The sequence below is a fragment of the Rhodoferax sp. U11-2br genome (assembly GCF_018619435.1).
GTDB lineage: Bacteria > Pseudomonadota > Gammaproteobacteria > Burkholderiales > Burkholderiaceae_C > Rhodoferax.
Genome location: NZ_JAHFZF010000006.1, coordinates 140,745 through 156,691 on the forward strand (window position 1 = coordinate 140,745; position 15,947 = coordinate 156,691).

14 protein-coding genes are annotated in these 15,947 nt (G+C 61.6%); 8 read left to right on the top strand and 6 right to left on the bottom strand.

What is annotated here, in order from left to right; all coding sequences use genetic code 11:
• Nucleotides 1–47: 47 nt before the first annotated feature.
• Complete coding sequence (gene rfaE2, locus KKO72_RS06065; protein ID WP_214936461.1) at nucleotides 48–572, bottom strand: D-glycero-beta-D-manno-heptose 1-phosphate adenylyltransferase; 525 nt, start codon at nucleotides 570–572, stop codon at nucleotides 48–50.
• Nucleotides 573–657: 85 nt separating this feature from the next.
• On the opposite strand from rfaE2, the gene KKO72_RS06070 reads away from it, so the two are divergent.
• From KKO72_RS06070 to KKO72_RS06080, 3 genes are all read left to right on the top strand, one after another.
• A complete protein-coding gene (locus tag KKO72_RS06070) occupies nucleotides 658–1,893 on the top strand; it encodes an HD-GYP domain-containing protein (protein WP_251140483.1) in 1,236 nt (411 codons plus the stop codon).
• A gap of 165 nt (nucleotides 1,894–2,058) precedes the next feature.
• Nucleotides 2,059–3,465, top strand: a complete 1,407-nt coding sequence (mnmE, locus tag KKO72_RS06075) for a tRNA uridine-5-carboxymethylaminomethyl(34) synthesis GTPase MnmE (protein ID WP_371736829.1) — start codon at nucleotides 2,059–2,061, stop codon at nucleotides 3,463–3,465.
• 77 nt (nucleotides 3,466–3,542) lie between these two features.
• A complete protein-coding gene (locus KKO72_RS06080; protein ID WP_214936463.1) occupies nucleotides 3,543–4,247 on the top strand; it encodes a hypothetical protein in 705 nt (234 codons plus the stop codon).
• Nucleotides 4,248–4,261: 14 nt separating this feature from the next.
• On the opposite strand, the gene KKO72_RS06085 is transcribed toward KKO72_RS06080, so the two are convergent.
• Together KKO72_RS06085 and KKO72_RS06090 are read right to left on the bottom strand one after the other, a co-directional pair.
• Complete coding sequence (locus tag KKO72_RS06085; RefSeq protein ID WP_214936465.1) at nucleotides 4,262–4,816, bottom strand: adenine phosphoribosyltransferase; 555 nt, start codon at nucleotides 4,814–4,816, stop codon at nucleotides 4,262–4,264.
• 69 nt (nucleotides 4,817–4,885) lie between these two features.
• Nucleotides 4,886–6,871 carry a monovalent cation:proton antiporter-2 (CPA2) family protein gene (locus tag KKO72_RS06090; RefSeq protein WP_214936467.1) on the bottom strand — a complete coding sequence of 662 codons (1,986 nt, stop codon included), beginning with the start codon at nucleotides 6,869–6,871 and terminating at the stop codon, nucleotides 4,886–4,888.
• 58 nt (nucleotides 6,872–6,929) lie between these two features.
• Between KKO72_RS06090 and KKO72_RS06095 the strand changes: the two genes are divergently transcribed.
• The 4 genes from KKO72_RS06095 to KKO72_RS06110 are packed head-to-tail and all read left to right on the top strand — an operon-like array spanning nucleotide 6,930 to nucleotide 9,876.
• Nucleotides 6,930–7,931: an SIS domain-containing protein gene (locus tag KKO72_RS06095; protein WP_214936469.1), complete on the top strand. Its 1,002-nt coding sequence runs from the start codon at nucleotides 6,930–6,932 to the stop codon at nucleotides 7,929–7,931.
• Nucleotides 7,931–8,476, top strand: a complete 546-nt coding sequence (locus KKO72_RS06100; RefSeq protein ID WP_214936470.1) for an HAD family hydrolase — start codon at nucleotides 7,931–7,933, stop codon at nucleotides 8,474–8,476. Before KKO72_RS06095 ends, KKO72_RS06100 begins: the two co-directional genes overlap by 1 nt.
• A complete protein-coding gene (gene lptC / locus KKO72_RS06105) occupies nucleotides 8,473–9,087 on the top strand; it encodes an LPS export ABC transporter periplasmic protein LptC (protein WP_214936472.1) in 615 nt (204 codons plus the stop codon). Before KKO72_RS06100 ends, lptC begins: the two co-directional genes overlap by 4 nt.
• A 12-nt stretch (nucleotides 9,088–9,099) precedes the next feature.
• Complete coding sequence (locus KKO72_RS06110; RefSeq protein WP_214936474.1) at nucleotides 9,100–9,876, top strand: SDR family oxidoreductase; 777 nt, start codon at nucleotides 9,100–9,102, stop codon at nucleotides 9,874–9,876.
• 75 nt (nucleotides 9,877–9,951) lie between these two features.
• Here KKO72_RS06110 and KKO72_RS06115 read toward each other — a convergent pair whose 3' ends face one another.
• Both KKO72_RS06115 and KKO72_RS06120 read right to left on the bottom strand, forming a co-directional pair.
• Entirely contained in the window at nucleotides 9,952–10,347 is a 396-nt protein-coding gene (locus KKO72_RS06115) for an RNA-binding protein (protein ID WP_214936476.1), read from the bottom strand.
• A 233-nt stretch (nucleotides 10,348–10,580) separates the two neighbouring features.
• Nucleotides 10,581–11,711, bottom strand: a complete 1,131-nt coding sequence (locus KKO72_RS06120) for a patatin-like phospholipase family protein (protein ID WP_214936478.1) — start codon at nucleotides 11,709–11,711, stop codon at nucleotides 10,581–10,583.
• Between the two features lie 519 nt (nucleotides 11,712–12,230).
• Here KKO72_RS06120 and KKO72_RS06125 point away from each other — a divergent pair.
• Entirely contained in the window at nucleotides 12,231–14,450 is a 2,220-nt protein-coding gene (locus tag KKO72_RS06125) for a diguanylate cyclase domain-containing protein (RefSeq protein WP_214936480.1), read from the top strand.
• On the opposite strand, the gene KKO72_RS06130 is transcribed toward KKO72_RS06125, so the two are convergent.
• Entirely contained in the window at nucleotides 14,437–15,882 is a 1,446-nt protein-coding gene (locus tag KKO72_RS06130) for a Do family serine endopeptidase (RefSeq protein WP_214936482.1), read from the bottom strand. The genes KKO72_RS06125 and KKO72_RS06130 overlap by 14 nt on opposite strands.
• Nucleotides 15,883–15,947 lie beyond the last annotated feature (65 nt).

Genomic DNA, 15,947 nt, shown 5'->3' on the forward strand with positions numbered 1-15,947 from the left:
TCCAATAAGTAGCTACCAGCCCTTTATGAATAAGGGCTAGAGGCACTTTAGGATGTGCTTCTGATTTTCTTCACCAGCGCCGTGGTGGAGTAACCGTGCACAAAAGGCAGCGCCAGCGCCCGCCCGCCGTAAGCTTTCACCACCTGGGTCTCGGCCAGAGTCTCCATGTCGTAGTCGCCACCCTTGACCAGGATGTCCGGGCGCACCAGGCGGATCAGCTCTATCGGCGTGTCTTCGTCAAACCAGGTCACCAGTGAGCTGCTGGCCAGCGCCGCAATCACACAGGCGCGATCGACCTCGTTGTTGAGCGGGCGGTCCGGCCCTTTGCCGAGCCGTTTGGCCGAGGCATCGGTGTTGAGCGCCACCACCAGGCTGCCACCCAACGCACGCGCCTGCTCCAGGTACATCACATGACCGCGGTGCAACACGTCAAACACCCCGTTGGTGAACACCAGCGGGCGTGGTAATCGCGCCAGACACGGCAACAGCTGGTCGGGTCGGCACAGTTTTTGGGTCAAAGCCCCTGGCTTCAGGGCATCGTCAAAGGCAGGAACAGAATGGGTTTGTGGCATGTATTGGATGCTATCAGGCGCAGACTCTGGTTTATCCTCCCGGCACCTGCGCCACTGTGGGCTGCTGGGCATAATCAACGCCGCTATGAACCTGGTCCCTGTCACCACCGATTCGATCCTTGTCGGGCAACCGTTGCCATGTGCTTTACTCGACCAAAATGGCGTGCTGCTGGCCAGCCCGGGCTTCATGGTGGGCAGCCGCCAGGAGCTGGAGGTGATGGTTGGCAAACGCAGCCAGATTTACATCGACGCAGACCAGACCGAGAACCTGCGTCGCAGCTACGTCAACCGGCTCAACAACCTGGTGCTGGAGGACAAATCGCTGGGGCAAATTGCCGAGGTCCAGGTGTCCCCTTATGACGCCAGACCAAGCAAGAGTGTTGACACTGACAACGACGCGGCCGACTGGCTGTACCTGCAGCACCAGGCCCACGCCCTGCTGCGCGACCAACAGGGTGACACTTTTCTGCCACGGCTGGAGCGCCTGCAAAACGATCTGGAGCGCGAAACCCTGCGCAACCCCGACGGCGCCCTGTTTGCGCTGATCCACCTCTCGGGCAGCGAAATCCGGCACTACAGCGCCACCCACGCGATGCTGGTCTGTGTGATGTGTTGCCTGGCCGCCCGGGACGTGCTGCGCTGGCCAGCAGCCCACGTCCGAGCGCTGAGCAGTGCGGCCCTGACCATGAACATCAGCATGACCGAGCTGCAGGACCGCTTGGCAGCGCAAAAAGAACCACCCAATCCGGCCCAGTTGAAACTCATCCACAGCCATGCGCCGCGTTCGGTGGACCTGCTGCAACAAATGGGGGTGTCCGATGTACTGTGGCTGGAGGCGGTGCTCAACCACAGCGCCAAATCCCCCGGACCGCTGGCACCGCGCAGTGACGGCCAGCGCCTGGCGCGCCTGATCCAGCGTGCCGACATGTTTGCGGCCCGCATGTCGCCACGTGTCACCCGTGCACCGGAAGCCCCCGGCGTAGCCATGCAATCCTGTTATTTTGATGAAAACAAACAAATTGACGAGGCGGGTGCGGCACTGATCAAGGCGGTCGGCATTTACTCCCCCGGCACCTACGTCAAACTGAGCTCGCAAGAGGTGGCGGTGGTCGTCAAGCGCGGCCTCAACACCACCATGCCCAAGGTGGCAGTGCTGATCAACCGGCACGGCATGCCCACGGGTGAACCGATTGTGCGCGACACCAGCCAGGCCGAGTACCGCATCACCAGCAGTGTGCCATTTCGCGAGGTCAAGGTAACCCACACCCTGGAGCGGCTGATGTCGCTGACACGCCAGGTGATGGCAGAACGCCCCTGGTAGGCGGCTCGGGGCCTGCAGTGCCGCAGGCCAAACACTCCTAAAAACATAGCTATCAGCGCTTGATCAACAAGGGCCAACACCCCAAAAAGTCTTGTAAAAACCGTACACTTCAGGCCCCCTTGGCCCAGCGGCCAAGCCAGCCCACTGCCACAGAAAGAACACACCGTGACCCTGCCACGCCACCAAGACCCGATTGCCGCCATTGCCACCGCCCCGGGCCGGGGTGCGGTGGGCATCGTGCGCGTCAGCGGACGCGGTCTGCAGGCGCTGGTGTTGGCCCTGTGTGGCAAAGCCTTGCACCCGCGCGAAGCCAGCTACACCGGTTTTCTGGACGGCCAGGGTGTGGCGATTGACCACGGGCTGGCGCTGTACTTTCCGGCGCCGCACTCTTTCACCGGCGAGGATGTGCTGGAGCTGCAGGCGCATGGTGGCCCGGTGGTGTTGCAACTGCTTCTGGCGCGCTGCCTCGAAGCTGCGGCACAAGCGCAGCCCGATGGCCGACCCACGCTGGCGCATCTGCGCCTGGCGCTGCCAGGTGAATTTTCCGAACGCGCCTTCCTCAACGACAAGATCGACCTGGCCCAGGCCGAGGCGATTGCCGACCTGATCGACGCCAGCACCGAGGCCGCCGCGCGCAGCGCCAGCCGCTCGCTGGCTGGCGCCTTCTCGCATGAGATCCACCAACTGCGTGACGCGCTGATCCACCTGCGCATGCTGGTGGAGGCCACGCTCGACTTTCCTGAAGAAGAAATTGACTTCCTGCGCCAATCGGACGCGCAGGGTCAGCTGACACACCTGCAACAGCGTTTGGCCCAGGTGCTTGCCAAAACACGCCAAGGAGCCCTGTTGCGCGAAGGCATCAAGGTGGTGATCGCCGGACAACCCAACGCTGGCAAGTCCTCCCTGCTCAATGCCCTGGCCGGAGCCGAGCTAGCCATCGTCACTGCGGTAGCGGGCACCACCCGCGACAAGGTGCAGCAAACTATCCAGATCGACGGGGTGCCGCTGCATGTGATCGACACCGCCGGCTTGCGCGACAGCGAGGACGAGGTTGAAAAAATCGGCATCGAACGCGCCTGGGACGCCATTGGCGAGGCCGATGCGGTCTTGTTCCTGCACGACCTGACGCGCCTGGACGCTACGGAATACAGAGCTGCTGATGCTGACATCACAAGGGCTATGACCGAAAAACTGCCACATACTGTGACGGTGATCGATGTCTGGAACAAGCTCGACAGCGCGCCTGACAAAGCGCCCGCGTCCGGTATTGCGCTGTCGGCCAAAACCGGCGCTGGGCTCGATGCGCTGCGCCAGCAACTGCTGGCCCTGGCGGGCTGGCAACCCGGCGCCGAGGGCTTGTTCACCGCCCGGGCGCGCCACGTTCAGGCCTTGCAGCAGGTACAAGCGCATTTGGAACTGTGCGACCAACACCTGGCGCAGCAGGCGCAGGCGCTGGATGTACTGGCCGAAGAGCTGCGGCTGGCACAAAATGCCCTCAACAGCATCACCGGCGAGTTCAGTGCCGATGATTTGCTGGGTGTCATTTTTTCAAGTTTTTGCATTGGAAAATAGCCAGGTGTCAGGCCGCCACACAGCGGACTGACCGAGAATGCCAGCTCCTATCGGCCCGACTGCTCAAGAGGTTCACCATGTCCGTATTCAGTTGGTTGTTTGCCAAGTCAGCGCCAGAGCCCACTGCAGCTGCGCCCGCTGTTACCAAGAGCGCAGCACCCAGGTCCGTGCCCGGACCCAACTCGGTGGACCCGCTGGCCGACCTCAAACACCAGCGCCACGAACGGCGTGAGAACCTGTACGACGTGGTGCGCAATGTCATGTTGCGCAGCGAGGTGTTGGCCTCGCACTACAAATTCAAGGTGCTGTCACTCGACGCACGCGGCCGCCAGTTTCTGGTGATGATCGACTTGCTGGGTGACCAGGTGCTGGCCCCAGGCCGCTGGAATGCGGTGGAGCAGCTGATGGCCATGACGGCAGCGCAGCGTTACGACCTGCAGGTCAAGGCGGTGTACTGGCGGCTGGTGCCGCACACGGCGGCAGAGGCGGCTCGACGCAGCGCACAGCCCATCGAGGAACCGGTGCGGGCACCGGCCGAGGTCGCAATCCCGGCCACACCGGCACGTCAGGGTTATGACCCGATCGACAACGACGAGGTCTTGGCCTTCAAAAAAGCCATCTCAGAGGCCTCACCTGGGACGCCCGCAGACGTCAAACCCGGAGAGGTGCTGACCTCGGGGCCACGCAAACCAGCACCTCCACCCGGTTATGAAGACACCCAGTTGCTGGAACCGGACGATGCGGCCTCGCCCTTGAGCCGCACCCAGTTCGGCGGGCTGTAACGACGCCCAGGGGCTTACATACCTTCGAAATCGACCAGGGTGAACAGCGGCAAGCCGTTGGCACGCAGTTTGGCGGAGCCGCCCAGTTCGGGCAGGTCCACAATGGCGGCGCCTTCCATGACTTCGGCACCAAGTTTTTCCAGCAGTTTTTTGCCAGCCATCATGGTGCCGCCGGTGGCGATCAGGTCGTCAATCAGCAGCACCCGGTGGCCGACCTTGACCGCATCCACGTGCAACTCCACGGTGGCGCTGCCGTATTCCAGCTCGTAGGTTTCTTCCACCGTGGTGAAGGGCAGCTTGCCTTTTTTGCGGATCGGAACGAACCCCACACCCAGCTCGTAGGCAATCACCGAACCGATGATGAACCCACGCGCGTCCAGCCCAGCCACCACGTCGGGGCGCAAAGCGGGGTCCATGTAGCGGTGCACAAAGGCGTCGATCAGCACCCTGAACACCTTGGCATCCTGCAGCAGCGGCGTGATGTCGCGAAACTGCACGCCGGGTGCCGGCCAGTCCATCACGGTGCGGATGTGCTCACGAAGGTATTGGTTGACGCTGGTGTTGTACATAAAAACGGCAAAGTTGGAAGATCAGCCTCTATTGTGCATGGCGCTGTGGCCATGCCAGTTTGGGCAACATCAACCTTTGAGCAGTTTCAGTTCGGTCTGGCTGATGGCGTCGGCCTTGCCGGAGATCACCAGGGTGTCGCCCGCCACCAACACCAGTTCATCGGTAAGGGGCATGATCTGCCCGGACTGGCGACGCAGGCTCACCAACCGGGTGTCGAGCACGTCCAGGTCCAGATCCCCCACCGTCTGGCCGATGGATTTGGCATGGGCAGGCAATTGCAGGGTACTTAGACGCTCCAGCTGCGCCTCGTCGGCGTCCCCATCGTCGGCGCCACGGAAAAAGCCGCGCAGCAGGCTGTAGCGGGCATCACGCTGCTCGCGCACGATGCGGATCACGCGGCGCATCGGGACACCCACCAACGCCAGCGCGTGGCTGGCCAGCATCAAGGAGCCTTCGATGGTTTCGGGCACCACCTCGGTGGCACCGGCTTTTTGCAACAGCTCCAGGTCGTGGTCATCCTGGGTGCGGATCACCACCGGCACCTGCGGTGCATGCTCCTGAATATGGGACAGCACCTTGAGGGCGCTGGCGGTTTCCAGATAGGTCACAACCACCGCGCTGGCACGCGCCAGACCCGCAGCCATCAAGGCTTGTAATCGCCCGGCGTCCCCAAACACCACCGAGTCACCCGCCGCTGCGGCCTGGCGCACCCGGTCCGGGTCCAGGTCGAGCGCCATGTAGGCGATGTGTTCCTTGTCAAGCATACGCGCCAGATTCTGGCCACAGCGGCCATAGCCGCAGATGATGACGTGTTTGTTCGCTTTGATGGCTTTGCGGGCGATGGTGGTCATCTGCACCGACTCCATCAGCCATTCGTTGCTGACCATGCGCATCACGATGGCGCTGCTGCGCATGATGATGAAGGGTGTGGCCAGCATCGATAACACCATGGCGGCCAGAATCGGGTTGAGCAATGCCGGTGGCACCAGGTTGTTGTTTTGCGCCAGCGTCAGCAGCACAAAACCGAACTCACCGGCTTGCGCCAGGTACAGGCCGGTGCGCAAGGACACCCCGGCACTGGCGCCAAAACCTTTGGTGATCAGGGTGATCATCGCGGCCTTGAACAGCACCGGCAGTGTCACCAGGATCAGCACCAGTGGCCAACGCTCCAGCACCAGGCGCCAGTCCAGCATCATGCCGATGCTGATGAAAAACAGACCCAGCAGCACGTCGTGGAAGGGTCGGATGTCGGTCTCCACCTGGTGCTTGTACTGCGTCTCCGATATCAGCATGCCCGCGATGAACGCCCCCAGCGCCAGGCTCAGCCCCGCCAGCTCGGTCAGCCAGGCCAGGCCCAGCGTCACCAACAGCAGGTTCAGCACAAATAACTCTTCACTCTTGCGCCGTGCCACCTGGGTCAACCACCAGCGCATCACACGCGGCCCGCCCACCAGCAGCAGGGTGATCAGAACCCCGGCCTTGAACAGCGCCCAGGTCAGGGTCTCTGCCATCTGTTCGGGTGAGGCGCTGAGCGCCGGAATCAGCACCAGCAGGGGCACCACCGCCAAATCCTGGAACAGCAGCACCCCCATGATCCGCTTGCCATGTTCGCTCTCCATTTCGATGCGTTCGGACATCAGCTTGACCACGATCGCGGTGCTGCTCATGGCCATCGCACTCGACAGGGCCAGGGCTGTTTTCCAATCCATACCCCACTGGCTGGGCGCCAGCGTCGCCAACACCATGCTGGCGGCGGTGGTGACCAGCATGGTCAGCGTCACCTGGAACATCCCCAGGCCAAACACATGCTGGCGCATGGTGCGCAGCTTCGGCAGGTTGAACTCCAGACCAATCACAAACATCAGGAACACCACACCAAACTCGCCCAGGTGGCGCACACCATCGGCGTTTTTGGCCAGCGCCAGCGCGTTCGGGCCAATCACCACACCCACGGCCAGATAACCCAGCATCGGTGGCAATTTCAGGGAACGGCACACCACCACACCGAGTACGGCGGCCAGCAGGTAAAGAAGGGTTAAATCAAGCGGATTCACCCCTGGATACTAACAAGCGATTTTGGGATGAACCCCGGCTGGCCGATAAAATGCGAGCATGAACAACCTGCCCACCTCTGCGCCATCTTTTGACGCTGACCGCGTTCTGATGCTGGCCCGAGACACCCTGGATGTGGAGGCGGCAGCGGTGCTGCGCCTCAAGCAGCATCTGGGGTACAACTTTGTCAAAGCGGTCCAGCTGGTGCTGGCCAGCCCCGGACGGGTGGTGGTCATGGGCATGGGTAAAAGTGGTCACATTGGGCGCAAGATTGTGGCCACGCTGGCCTCCACCGGCACACCGGCCATGTTTGTGCACCCGGCCGAGGCCAGCCATGGTGACCTGGGCATGATCCAGCCACTGGATGTGGTGCTGGCGATTTCCAACAGTGGCGAGTCCGACGAACTCAACGTGATCCTGCCAATGATCAAGCGCCTGGGCATCCCTTTGCTGGCCATGGCGGGCAGCGCCACCTCAACCCTGGCGCGCCATGCCACCGTCTTCTTGAACAGCAGCGTTGAAAAAGAAGCCTGCCCGCTGAACCTGGCCCCCACTGCCAGCACCACCGCCCAGCTGGCGCTGGGTGATGCATTGGCCGTCGCCCTGCTGGACGCTCGCGGGTTCAAGGCAGAGGACTTTGCCCGCTCCCACCCCGGTGGCGCGCTGGGGCGCAAGCTGCTGACCCATGTGCGTGATGTGATGCGCACGGGTGACCAGATCCCCAAGGTGGGCCTGACGGCCAGTTTCAGCGAGCTGATGCGTGAGATGAGCGCCAAGGGCCTGGGTGCAGCCGCCGTGATGGACGAGGCTGGTCAGGTGCGCGGCATCTTCACCGACGGCGACCTGCGCCGTCTGGTGGAAAAAGGCATCGATTTACGCCAGACCACTGCGGGGCAGGTGATGCACCTGAACCCGCAGACGGTCAGTGTGGATGCACTGGCGGTGGAGGCCGCCGAGCTGATGGAGTTGCGCCGTATCACCAGCGTGCTGGTGCTCGATAACAACGGTCAGCTGTGTGGTGTGCTCAACAGCAACGACCTGATGCGGGCCAAGGTGATCTGATGGCACCGGCTCTGAACTTCCCCCCCGAACTGCTGCTCCAGGCACAAGGCATCCGCGTGGTCTTTCTGGATGTGGATGGTGTGTTGACCGACGGTGGCCTGTATTTTTCGGAAGGCGGCGAAACCCTCAAACGCTTCAACACTCTCGATGGCCATGGCCTGAAACTGCTGCAGCGCGCAGGCATCACCCCGGCGGTAATCACCGGGCGCGACTCCAAACCCTTGCGCCTGCGGCTGGCCGCACTGGGTATCGAACACGCGGTGTTCGGCACCGAGGACAAACGCCCTGCTGCCGAGGCCATCCTGCAGACCCTTGGACTGGACTGGACACAAGCGGCCGCCATGGGTGACGACTGGCCAGACCTGCCCATGATGACGCGCTGCGCCTTCGCCTGTGCGCCCGCCAATGCCCAGGCCGAAGTGCTCGCGCGGGCCCACTATGTCACACAGCGGTGTGGGGGCGAGGGCGCGGTGCGCGAGCTGTGTGACCTGTTGCTGGTGGCCAGTGGGCGGTATGCCCAGCTGTTGCAAGCCTATTTGCCATGAACAGGCTGCGCTGGGCCTGGGACCGTTTGGCCTTGTACCTGCCGGTGCTGCTGATGGGGCTGCTGGCGGGCGCCACCTACTGGCTGGTGCGCAGCACCCCCAGCCCTGGCGCCGTGGCGGCGGCCACAGCGCCTCAGCATGAGCCCGACTACTTCATGCGCCAGTTTTCTGTCAAAACCTTTGATGCCACGGGACAGCTCAAGAGCGAGGTCAAAGGGACCGAGGCGCGGCACTATCCCGATACCGACACCCTGGAAATCGACCAGGTGATCATCCGTTCTTTTGATCAGGAGGGGCGTTTGACCACGGCCACCGCCCGCAGCGCGCTGAGTAATGGGGATGGCTCCGAAGTCACCCTGATCGGCGACGCCAAGGTGCTGAGGGCAGCCACCGTCAGCGCCAACGGCAAGGAGCAACCCACACTGACCTTCAGTGGCGAGCATTTGCATGCGTTCATCAACACCGAGCAGGTCAGCTCGAACCAGCCGGTTGTTCTGACACGCAACCAGGACACCTTCACCGCCGACAACATGGCCTACGACAACCAGACGCGTGTGATTCAACTCGACGGCCGTGTCAAAGGTGTGCTGATTCCCAGCCCCAAACGCTGATCGGACACCCGCATGGCACCTCTCGTCCTGATCACCGGCGCCTCCAGCGGGTTGGGCCAAGCTTTGGCCGTGCACTACGCCCGAGCAGGCTGGAGACTGGCCCTGGTCGCACGCCGAGGGGAGAGCATCAAATCCTGGCTCAACCCTTATGAAATAAGCACTGACAGATACCAAATATATAGCACCGATGTGACAGATACCCAGGCGATGCAGCACATGGCACAAGCCTGCATGGCGCGCCAGGGTGTGCCCGATGTGGTGATTGCCAATGCAGGCATCAGCATCGGTGTGGATTCGTCACACCCCGAAGACCTGGACGTCATGGCCCGTATTCTGGCCACCAACGTGATGGGCACAGCGGCCACCCTCGGACCATTCATCCCCGCCATGGTGGCGCGTGGCTCGGGCACGCTGGTAGGTATCGGCAGTGTGGCTGGCATTCGGGGCCTGCCCGGCCACGGGGGTTATTGCGCCAGCAAAGCAGCGGTCATCAGTTATTGCGAAAGTCTGCGCGGTGAGTTGCGCAACACGGGCGTCAAGGTCGTGACCCTGTGCCCGGGCTATGTCGCCACACCACTGACACAGAACAACGGCTACATCATGCCTTTTTTAATGCAACCTGAGGCGTTTGCAGAAATAGCGTTCAAAGCCATTCAGGCGGGCTGCAGCTACCGGGTGATCCCTTGGCAAATGGGCGTGGTGGCTAAGGTGCTGCGCCTGCTGCCCAACGCCCTGTTTGACAAGGCTTTCGCCGGACGCCCGCGCAAACCGCGCAGCAACAGCGTCTGAACCACGTAGCAAAAACAAAAGGGTCCCGAGGGACCCTTTGTTGTCAGACCGAAGTCTGAACCAAGCAGCAAGTGCTTAGTAGCTGCTACGGCCACCGCCGTAACCACCGCCACCACCACCGCCGTAACCACCACCGCCGCCGCCGCCAGAGCGGCCACCACCACCGTAGCCGCCACCGCCACCGCCGCCGAAGCCGCCGCCACCAGAGCGAGGAGCACGGGGTTCCATCGGACGGGCTTCGTTGACAACCAAGCCACGACCACCGAATTGTTGGCCGTTCATGGCGTTGATGGCTGTTTGTGCTTCAGCATCGCTACCCATTTCGACGAAACCGAAACCTTTGGAGCGGCCGGTGTCACGTTCCATCATGACTTTGGCGCTGGTAACGGTACCGTGTTGGGAGAATGCCTGTTGCAGGTCATCGTCACGGAAGGAATAAGGCAGATTGCCTACGTAAAGTTTGTTGCCCATGAAAGGACTCCTCAAAATAACTCAAAACGCGATGGAGTCCATGACCGCTGCAACCAAACCCCTGGAGACTTAGAGAAGACGCGTAACTGGCATTCACCGCAAACCCATACCACTCCATGAAGAAGCAATATGGCGAGGATCATACGTCAAGTTACCGTTTTTCAAACTATTTTTTCATCAGTGCTTGAAATGGCATCAATCTGTCGCCCCGATACCACTTTGTAAGTTACCCATCAGTTGTTTTGAGTTCGACGCTCACGCACAACTGGCACACGCAAATCGTCGAGGTAGTCCTGCGCAATATTGACACCCGAGCGCACACCCAAGTCGCCGGCGTGCTGGGCCAGCCATTGGCGGGCGTGGCTTTGCCCCAGGTCGTGCAGAGCGTTGATCAGCGGCGCGTCGGTTGCCAGCTTGGTGGCCGCGCCGAGTTGTTCAAGCACCTCTCCACCGTCAATGCGGTGCAGCAAAACGTCCTTGTAGTGCTCAGGGTTGAGTTTGCCTTCCTTGAGCAGGCGCTTGACAAAGTCGATGGCACGCATTTCAGCCATCAGCGCCGCGTTGAAAGTGATTTCGTTGAGCCGATCCATGATGTCCACCGCGCTGGTGGGCAATTTGTCGCGCCGGATCGGGTTGATCTGTACCAGCACGATATCGCGGCTGGTGCATTGATAGATCAGGGGATGAATCGCCGGGTTGCCGACGTAGCCACCGTCCCAGTAGAACTCACCGTCAATCTCCACCGCCTGGAACATCATCGGCAGACAGGCCGAGGCCATCACCGCGCTGGCGGTGAGGCGTTCACCCGAAAACACCTCGGCCTTGCCAGTGCTCACCTTGGTGGCCACCACAAAGACTTTGAGATCCTGAAAAGCGGCCAGTCGCTCAAAATCGATCTGACGTTCGACAAAGTCCTTCAGCGGATTGATGTCGAGCGGGTTGCTTTGGTAGGGCGACATCGACCCTGACCAGGCGCGTGCCATCGCGTCAGCCCATTGCCCGGTGGGTGAGCTGTCCAAGCCTGTCAAACCGAACATCAGGTCAAACGGGGCGCGCTGCGCTTGGCTGAGCGCCCCCATGGCCACGATGCCATTCCAGAAGTTGGCCAGCGACTCGCGCGCGGCTTCACGTGCCGTCACGCGGGATCGCCCCTGAGCCTGCGCCAGGCCGTGCGCCAGGGCCACAGCGTTCATGGCGCCAGCGCTGGTGCCGCTGATGCCTTCGATGTCGATGCGCGGGTCTTGCAACAGCACATCCAGCACGCCCCAGGTGAATGCGCCGTGTGAACCGCCACCTTGCAGCCCCAGGTTGATGCGGTGTGTGTGTGCCCCAACTGCGGGCGGGTGATCAGGATGCTTGTACATGGCTTGAGCTTAGCAGCACCCCGCAGATCACCAGCCAGAGGGCTTGGTTAGCCCGCAGTCAGCACATGATACGCTATCAAATACAAAGCTTGTTCCTCTTTATTAGCAAGGGATTGAAGGGTATTTTCCACATAATAGACCTACAGTTGCTTTCGCATTCTGAACAGCGGTGCTAAAGTTATCAAAGACGAGTGGGGTTGACAAAACCAGCAGGTGGGGGCACATGAAAGACTTGCAACAACTGGTCAAAGGAGGCGCTGCACTGATGGCCGTTGTACGGTGTTCCTGCCAGCCCGTTTCAAATGGGACGTCACTGCGCAACAAGCGGGTAAAGACCCCGGTTGGCGCAGGCGCAAACGGGCCACTGCGTCAGCGAACCCACGCCCAGGCAGCGCCCCAAGGCCAGGAGATGTGGGTAACCGAGCTGCCGACCGGAAGATTCGCCAAGCGCCGTCATGACGTGGTGGCCCGCAATGTCAGAGCGTTTGGGGTGGCCATGCGGCCGATTGAAAGCTGCTGATGCGCGATTTCCTGCACCACCTGCTGCTGGGCAGTTTGCGCCGTCAACTGGTGACCGGTACGGTGCTGTGCGTCGCCCTGACGCTGTCAGCCTTGGTCTGGGATCTGACACGCCGCCAGCAGGAAGCTCTGCTTGCCATTCAGCCAAGCCAGACCGCGGCCTTGCAGGAGCGCCTGTCACAGCTCACACGTGATGGCGTGTTCTATGTGCTGCTGGGTACCCTGATGGCAGCGGTTTTTTCAGTGTTGGCCAGCGCACTGCTGACGCGTCGGGGGGCAGCCGCCAACGGGCTTGCCCATGGGGTCGAGTTGGATCAGCACGACCAGGACAACAGCGCTACGTTTCAAAACCTGATCCTAGACTCGGTGGCGGCCGGGGTGGCGGTGATTGATCACCAAGGCACCATCCTGTCAGTGAATGAACAATGGCGGCGTTTTGCCCTGGGCAACAGCCCTCAAACCTGCCAAGCTGCGCCAAACACCGACGTCGGTTCCAACTACCTGCAAGCCTGTGGCATCACACATATCAACACCGATCCAACATTGGCACTGGTGCGCGAGGGTGTTGAGTCGGTGCTGGCAGGTCGCTCAACCCAGTTCTGTCTGGACTACCCCGCGGCTTCGCCCGACCAGCAGCGCTGGTTCAGCATGGTCGTGCGGCCGGTGCACTTACCCACCCACAACGGCGCGGTGATCACCTATACCGACATCAGCACCATCAAGCTGACCGAACGCCTAGAGCAGTTTCGCGGTCATGTCCTGGAGCTGATGACGGGTGATGCCAGCCTGGCAGATCTATTGCACGCGATGGTGTTAGGGGTGGAGCAGCTGCACCCGGCCATGCTGTGCAGCATTCTTTTGCTCGACAGCCAAGGACGGCATCTGGAGCGATCCATCGCACCGAGCCTGCCCGATTTTTACAACCAGGCTCTGGTGGGCATGCCCATAGGTATTGGCCAGGGCTCGTGCGGCACGGCCGCCACCACCGGTGAACGTGTCATCGTGGAAGACATCGCCACCCACCCCTACTGGGCCAACTACAAGGCCCTGGCCCAACAAGCGGGGCTGCGCGCCTGCTGGTCGCAGCCAGTGCTGTCCGCCAGCGGGCGGGTGCTGGGGACCTTCGCCATTTACCACCGCCAGGTCCATTCACCCGCACCCCATGACATTGCCCTGATCGAGCAGTCTGCCCGCTTGGTCAGCATTGCCCTGGATCAAAAGGCCACCCAAGAGGCTTTGCGGGCCAGCGAAGACATGTTCCGCACCTTGTTCGAGACCCTGCCCACCGGCGTCCTCTATGAAAATCTCGACGGTGTCATCACCTCGGCCAACCCGGCGGCGCAGCGGCTGCTGGGCCTGACACTGGACCAGCTGCAAGGCACCACGTCCACCGACCCGCGCTGGCATGCCATCCACGAAGACGGTAGCGATTTTCCCGGTGAACAACATCCCATTTCGAGGGCACTCAGGACCGGCCAACCGGTGCGCAACGTGATCATGGGCATTGCTGTGCCTGAACGCGATTACGTCTGGCTGCTGGTCAGTGCCATGCCCTTGTTCAAAGACGGCAAGCTGGCGCAAGCCTACGTGGTGTTTGAGGACGTGACCGACCGCCATGAGATGGAGCTGCAGGTCAGACACATGGCTTTTTACGATGCACTGACACAGCTGCCCAACCGGAGACTGCTGATCGACCGGCTCGCCCAGGCCATCACCGCCAGTCGGCGCAGCGGATGTTATGGCGCCATGATGTACATCGACCTGGACAACTTCAAACCGCTCAATGACCGGCATGGCCACGAGTTGGGGGACATGTTGTTGAGCGAACTGGCACGGCGCCTGAAAGCCTGCGTGCGCGAGGTCGACACCGTGGCGCGTATTGGTGGTGATGAATTTGTGGTCATGCTGACCGACTTGGCGGTCGATGCTGGCGCGTCCTCAACACAAGCTCAGGCTGTTGCGGCCAAGATACTGGCGAGCTTGGCCGCACCCTATGTTCTGACCTTCTGCGACACCGGTTACCAAACCCGCGAAGTGGGACACCTCTGCACAGCCAGCATCGGCGTCACTCTGTTTTCACACCACGACACCAGCCAGGAGCAGATCTTGCAACGGGCAGATACCGCGATGTACCAGGCCAAGGGCGAAGGTCGCAACCGTGTGCACTTTTTTGAGGGATTTGGAGGCCAGCTGCTGGGTGATGCGCCTAAGCCAGCCTGAGTGCCAGGTAGATCTTGACACCATCGCGCAGCACCAGCAGTGCCACCGACTTGCCGGCCTGCTGCACCGCCGTGTCGACCTGGGCCAACGTGCTCACGGTCTGGCCATTGATCGCCAGCAGCAGATCACCGGGTTGAACACCTGCTCGGTCAGCCGCAGCAGCCACACCCTCAATCAGCAAGCCCGTGTCGCTGGTGGGTCCGGGTTTGTCAGCTACTTTCGGCTGACGCAACAGCAGACCGAGCCGTTCCACCGGTCTGGATGCGACGGTGGCGTTGGCTACCGACTGGGTCACCGGCACGGTCGCATCACCCAGCTGGACCTGCATCGTGCGCGTGGCTCCCTTGCGCCACACATTCAGTTCCAAACGGTCACCTGGCTGCGCCAAACTCACGCTGGCAGAGAGGTCGCCTGAAAACTCGATCACCTTGCCGTTGACCGCCAGCACAACATCGCTGTCCTGCAGACCAGCCCGTTCGGCCGCGCTACCTTTTTCCACATTGAGCACCAGCGCTCCGGCCGGTTTGCCCAGTTTGAAAGCTTCCGCCAATGTTTGGTTGACATCCTGCACCTCCACACCCAGCTTGGCGTGGCGTACCTTGCCGGTGCTCAGGATCTGCTGTTGGATACGCTGCGCCACCGCCATCGGGATGGCAAACGACAGGCCCTGATATCCCCCCGTTTTGGTAAAGATTTGGGAGTTGATGCCAATGACCTCGCCACGCATATTGATCAGCGGCCCACCCGAATTGCCTGGGTTGACGGCCGCATCCGTTTGGATGAACGAGACCGAGCCATCACCCGGCAAGGAACGCCGGGTGGCGCTGACGACCCCCGCCGTGACCGTGCTCTCAAACCCAAAGGGGGAGCCGATGGCCAGCACCCATTCGCCGACCTGCGGCGGGGTCGACGAGGTGGTGGGTGCGGCCTTCAAATCACGGGCATCGATTTTCAGCACCGCAATGTCGGTGCGCTTGTCCGTACCCAGAACCTTGGCCATGAACTCTCTGCGGTCAGTCAGTTTGACCACCACCTCTTCCGCATCACTCACCACATGCGCGTTGGTCAGGATCACACCATCCGCGCTGACGATGAAACCGGAACCCTCTCCACGCACAGGAATGTTCAGCTGCGATGGCAGACCACCAAAACGTTTCTGAAACCCGCGCAGAAAGTCACTCACCGCATCATCCTCCTGGGATCTTTCAGCCTCATTGCCAGGGTCCTGCGCGGTGGTGCCCGCCGTCGACACCTTGCGGGTTCCGCGCACACTGATGTTCACCACGGTCGGCGCAAACTGCGCCACGATGCTGGTCATGTCGGGCAGCGCCGTGGTCCGTGGCCCAGCCAGGGCAGTGGCGGGCAGGCTCTGGGCGTGGCTGACCTGGATGGCCCCCAGACCGGTCAGGCCAGCCAAAACGAGACTCGCCATCCCCTTCGATGGGCACAGCTGGAAAAAGCGCAAGACGTTCAAAATGGATCCATTCACAGTGAAGT

Bases quoted from the DNA above. Each gene is read 5' to 3' on its own strand.
- rfaE2 (WP_214936461.1), bottom strand. From the start codon at position 572: ATGCCACAAACCCATTCTGTTCCTGCCTTTGACGATGCCCTGAAGCCA.
- KKO72_RS06070 (WP_251140483.1), top strand. From the start codon at position 658: ATGAACCTGGTCCCTGTCACCACCGATTCGATCCTTGTCGGGCAACCG.
- KKO72_RS06080 (WP_214936463.1), top strand. From the start codon at position 3,543: ATGTCCGTATTCAGTTGGTTGTTTGCCAAGTCAGCGCCAGAGCCCACT.
- KKO72_RS06085 (WP_214936465.1), bottom strand. From the start codon at position 4,816: ATGTACAACACCAGCGTCAACCAATACCTTCGTGAGCACATCCGCACC.
- KKO72_RS06095 (WP_214936469.1), top strand. From the start codon at position 6,930: ATGAACAACCTGCCCACCTCTGCGCCATCTTTTGACGCTGACCGCGTT.
- KKO72_RS06100 (WP_214936470.1), top strand. From the start codon at position 7,931: ATGGCACCGGCTCTGAACTTCCCCCCCGAACTGCTGCTCCAGGCACAA.
- lptC (WP_214936472.1), top strand. From the start codon at position 8,473: ATGAACAGGCTGCGCTGGGCCTGGGACCGTTTGGCCTTGTACCTGCCG.
- KKO72_RS06110 (WP_214936474.1), top strand. From the start codon at position 9,100: ATGGCACCTCTCGTCCTGATCACCGGCGCCTCCAGCGGGTTGGGCCAA.
- KKO72_RS06115 (WP_214936476.1), bottom strand. From the start codon at position 10,347: ATGGGCAACAAACTTTACGTAGGCAATCTGCCTTATTCCTTCCGTGAC.
- KKO72_RS06120 (WP_214936478.1), bottom strand. From the start codon at position 11,711: ATGTACAAGCATCCTGATCACCCGCCCGCAGTTGGGGCACACACACAC.
- KKO72_RS06125 (WP_214936480.1), top strand. From the start codon at position 12,231: ATGCGCGATTTCCTGCACCACCTGCTGCTGGGCAGTTTGCGCCGTCAA.
- KKO72_RS06130 (WP_214936482.1), bottom strand. From the start codon at position 15,882: ATGGCGAGTCTCGTTTTGGCTGGCCTGACCGGTCTGGGGGCCATCCAG.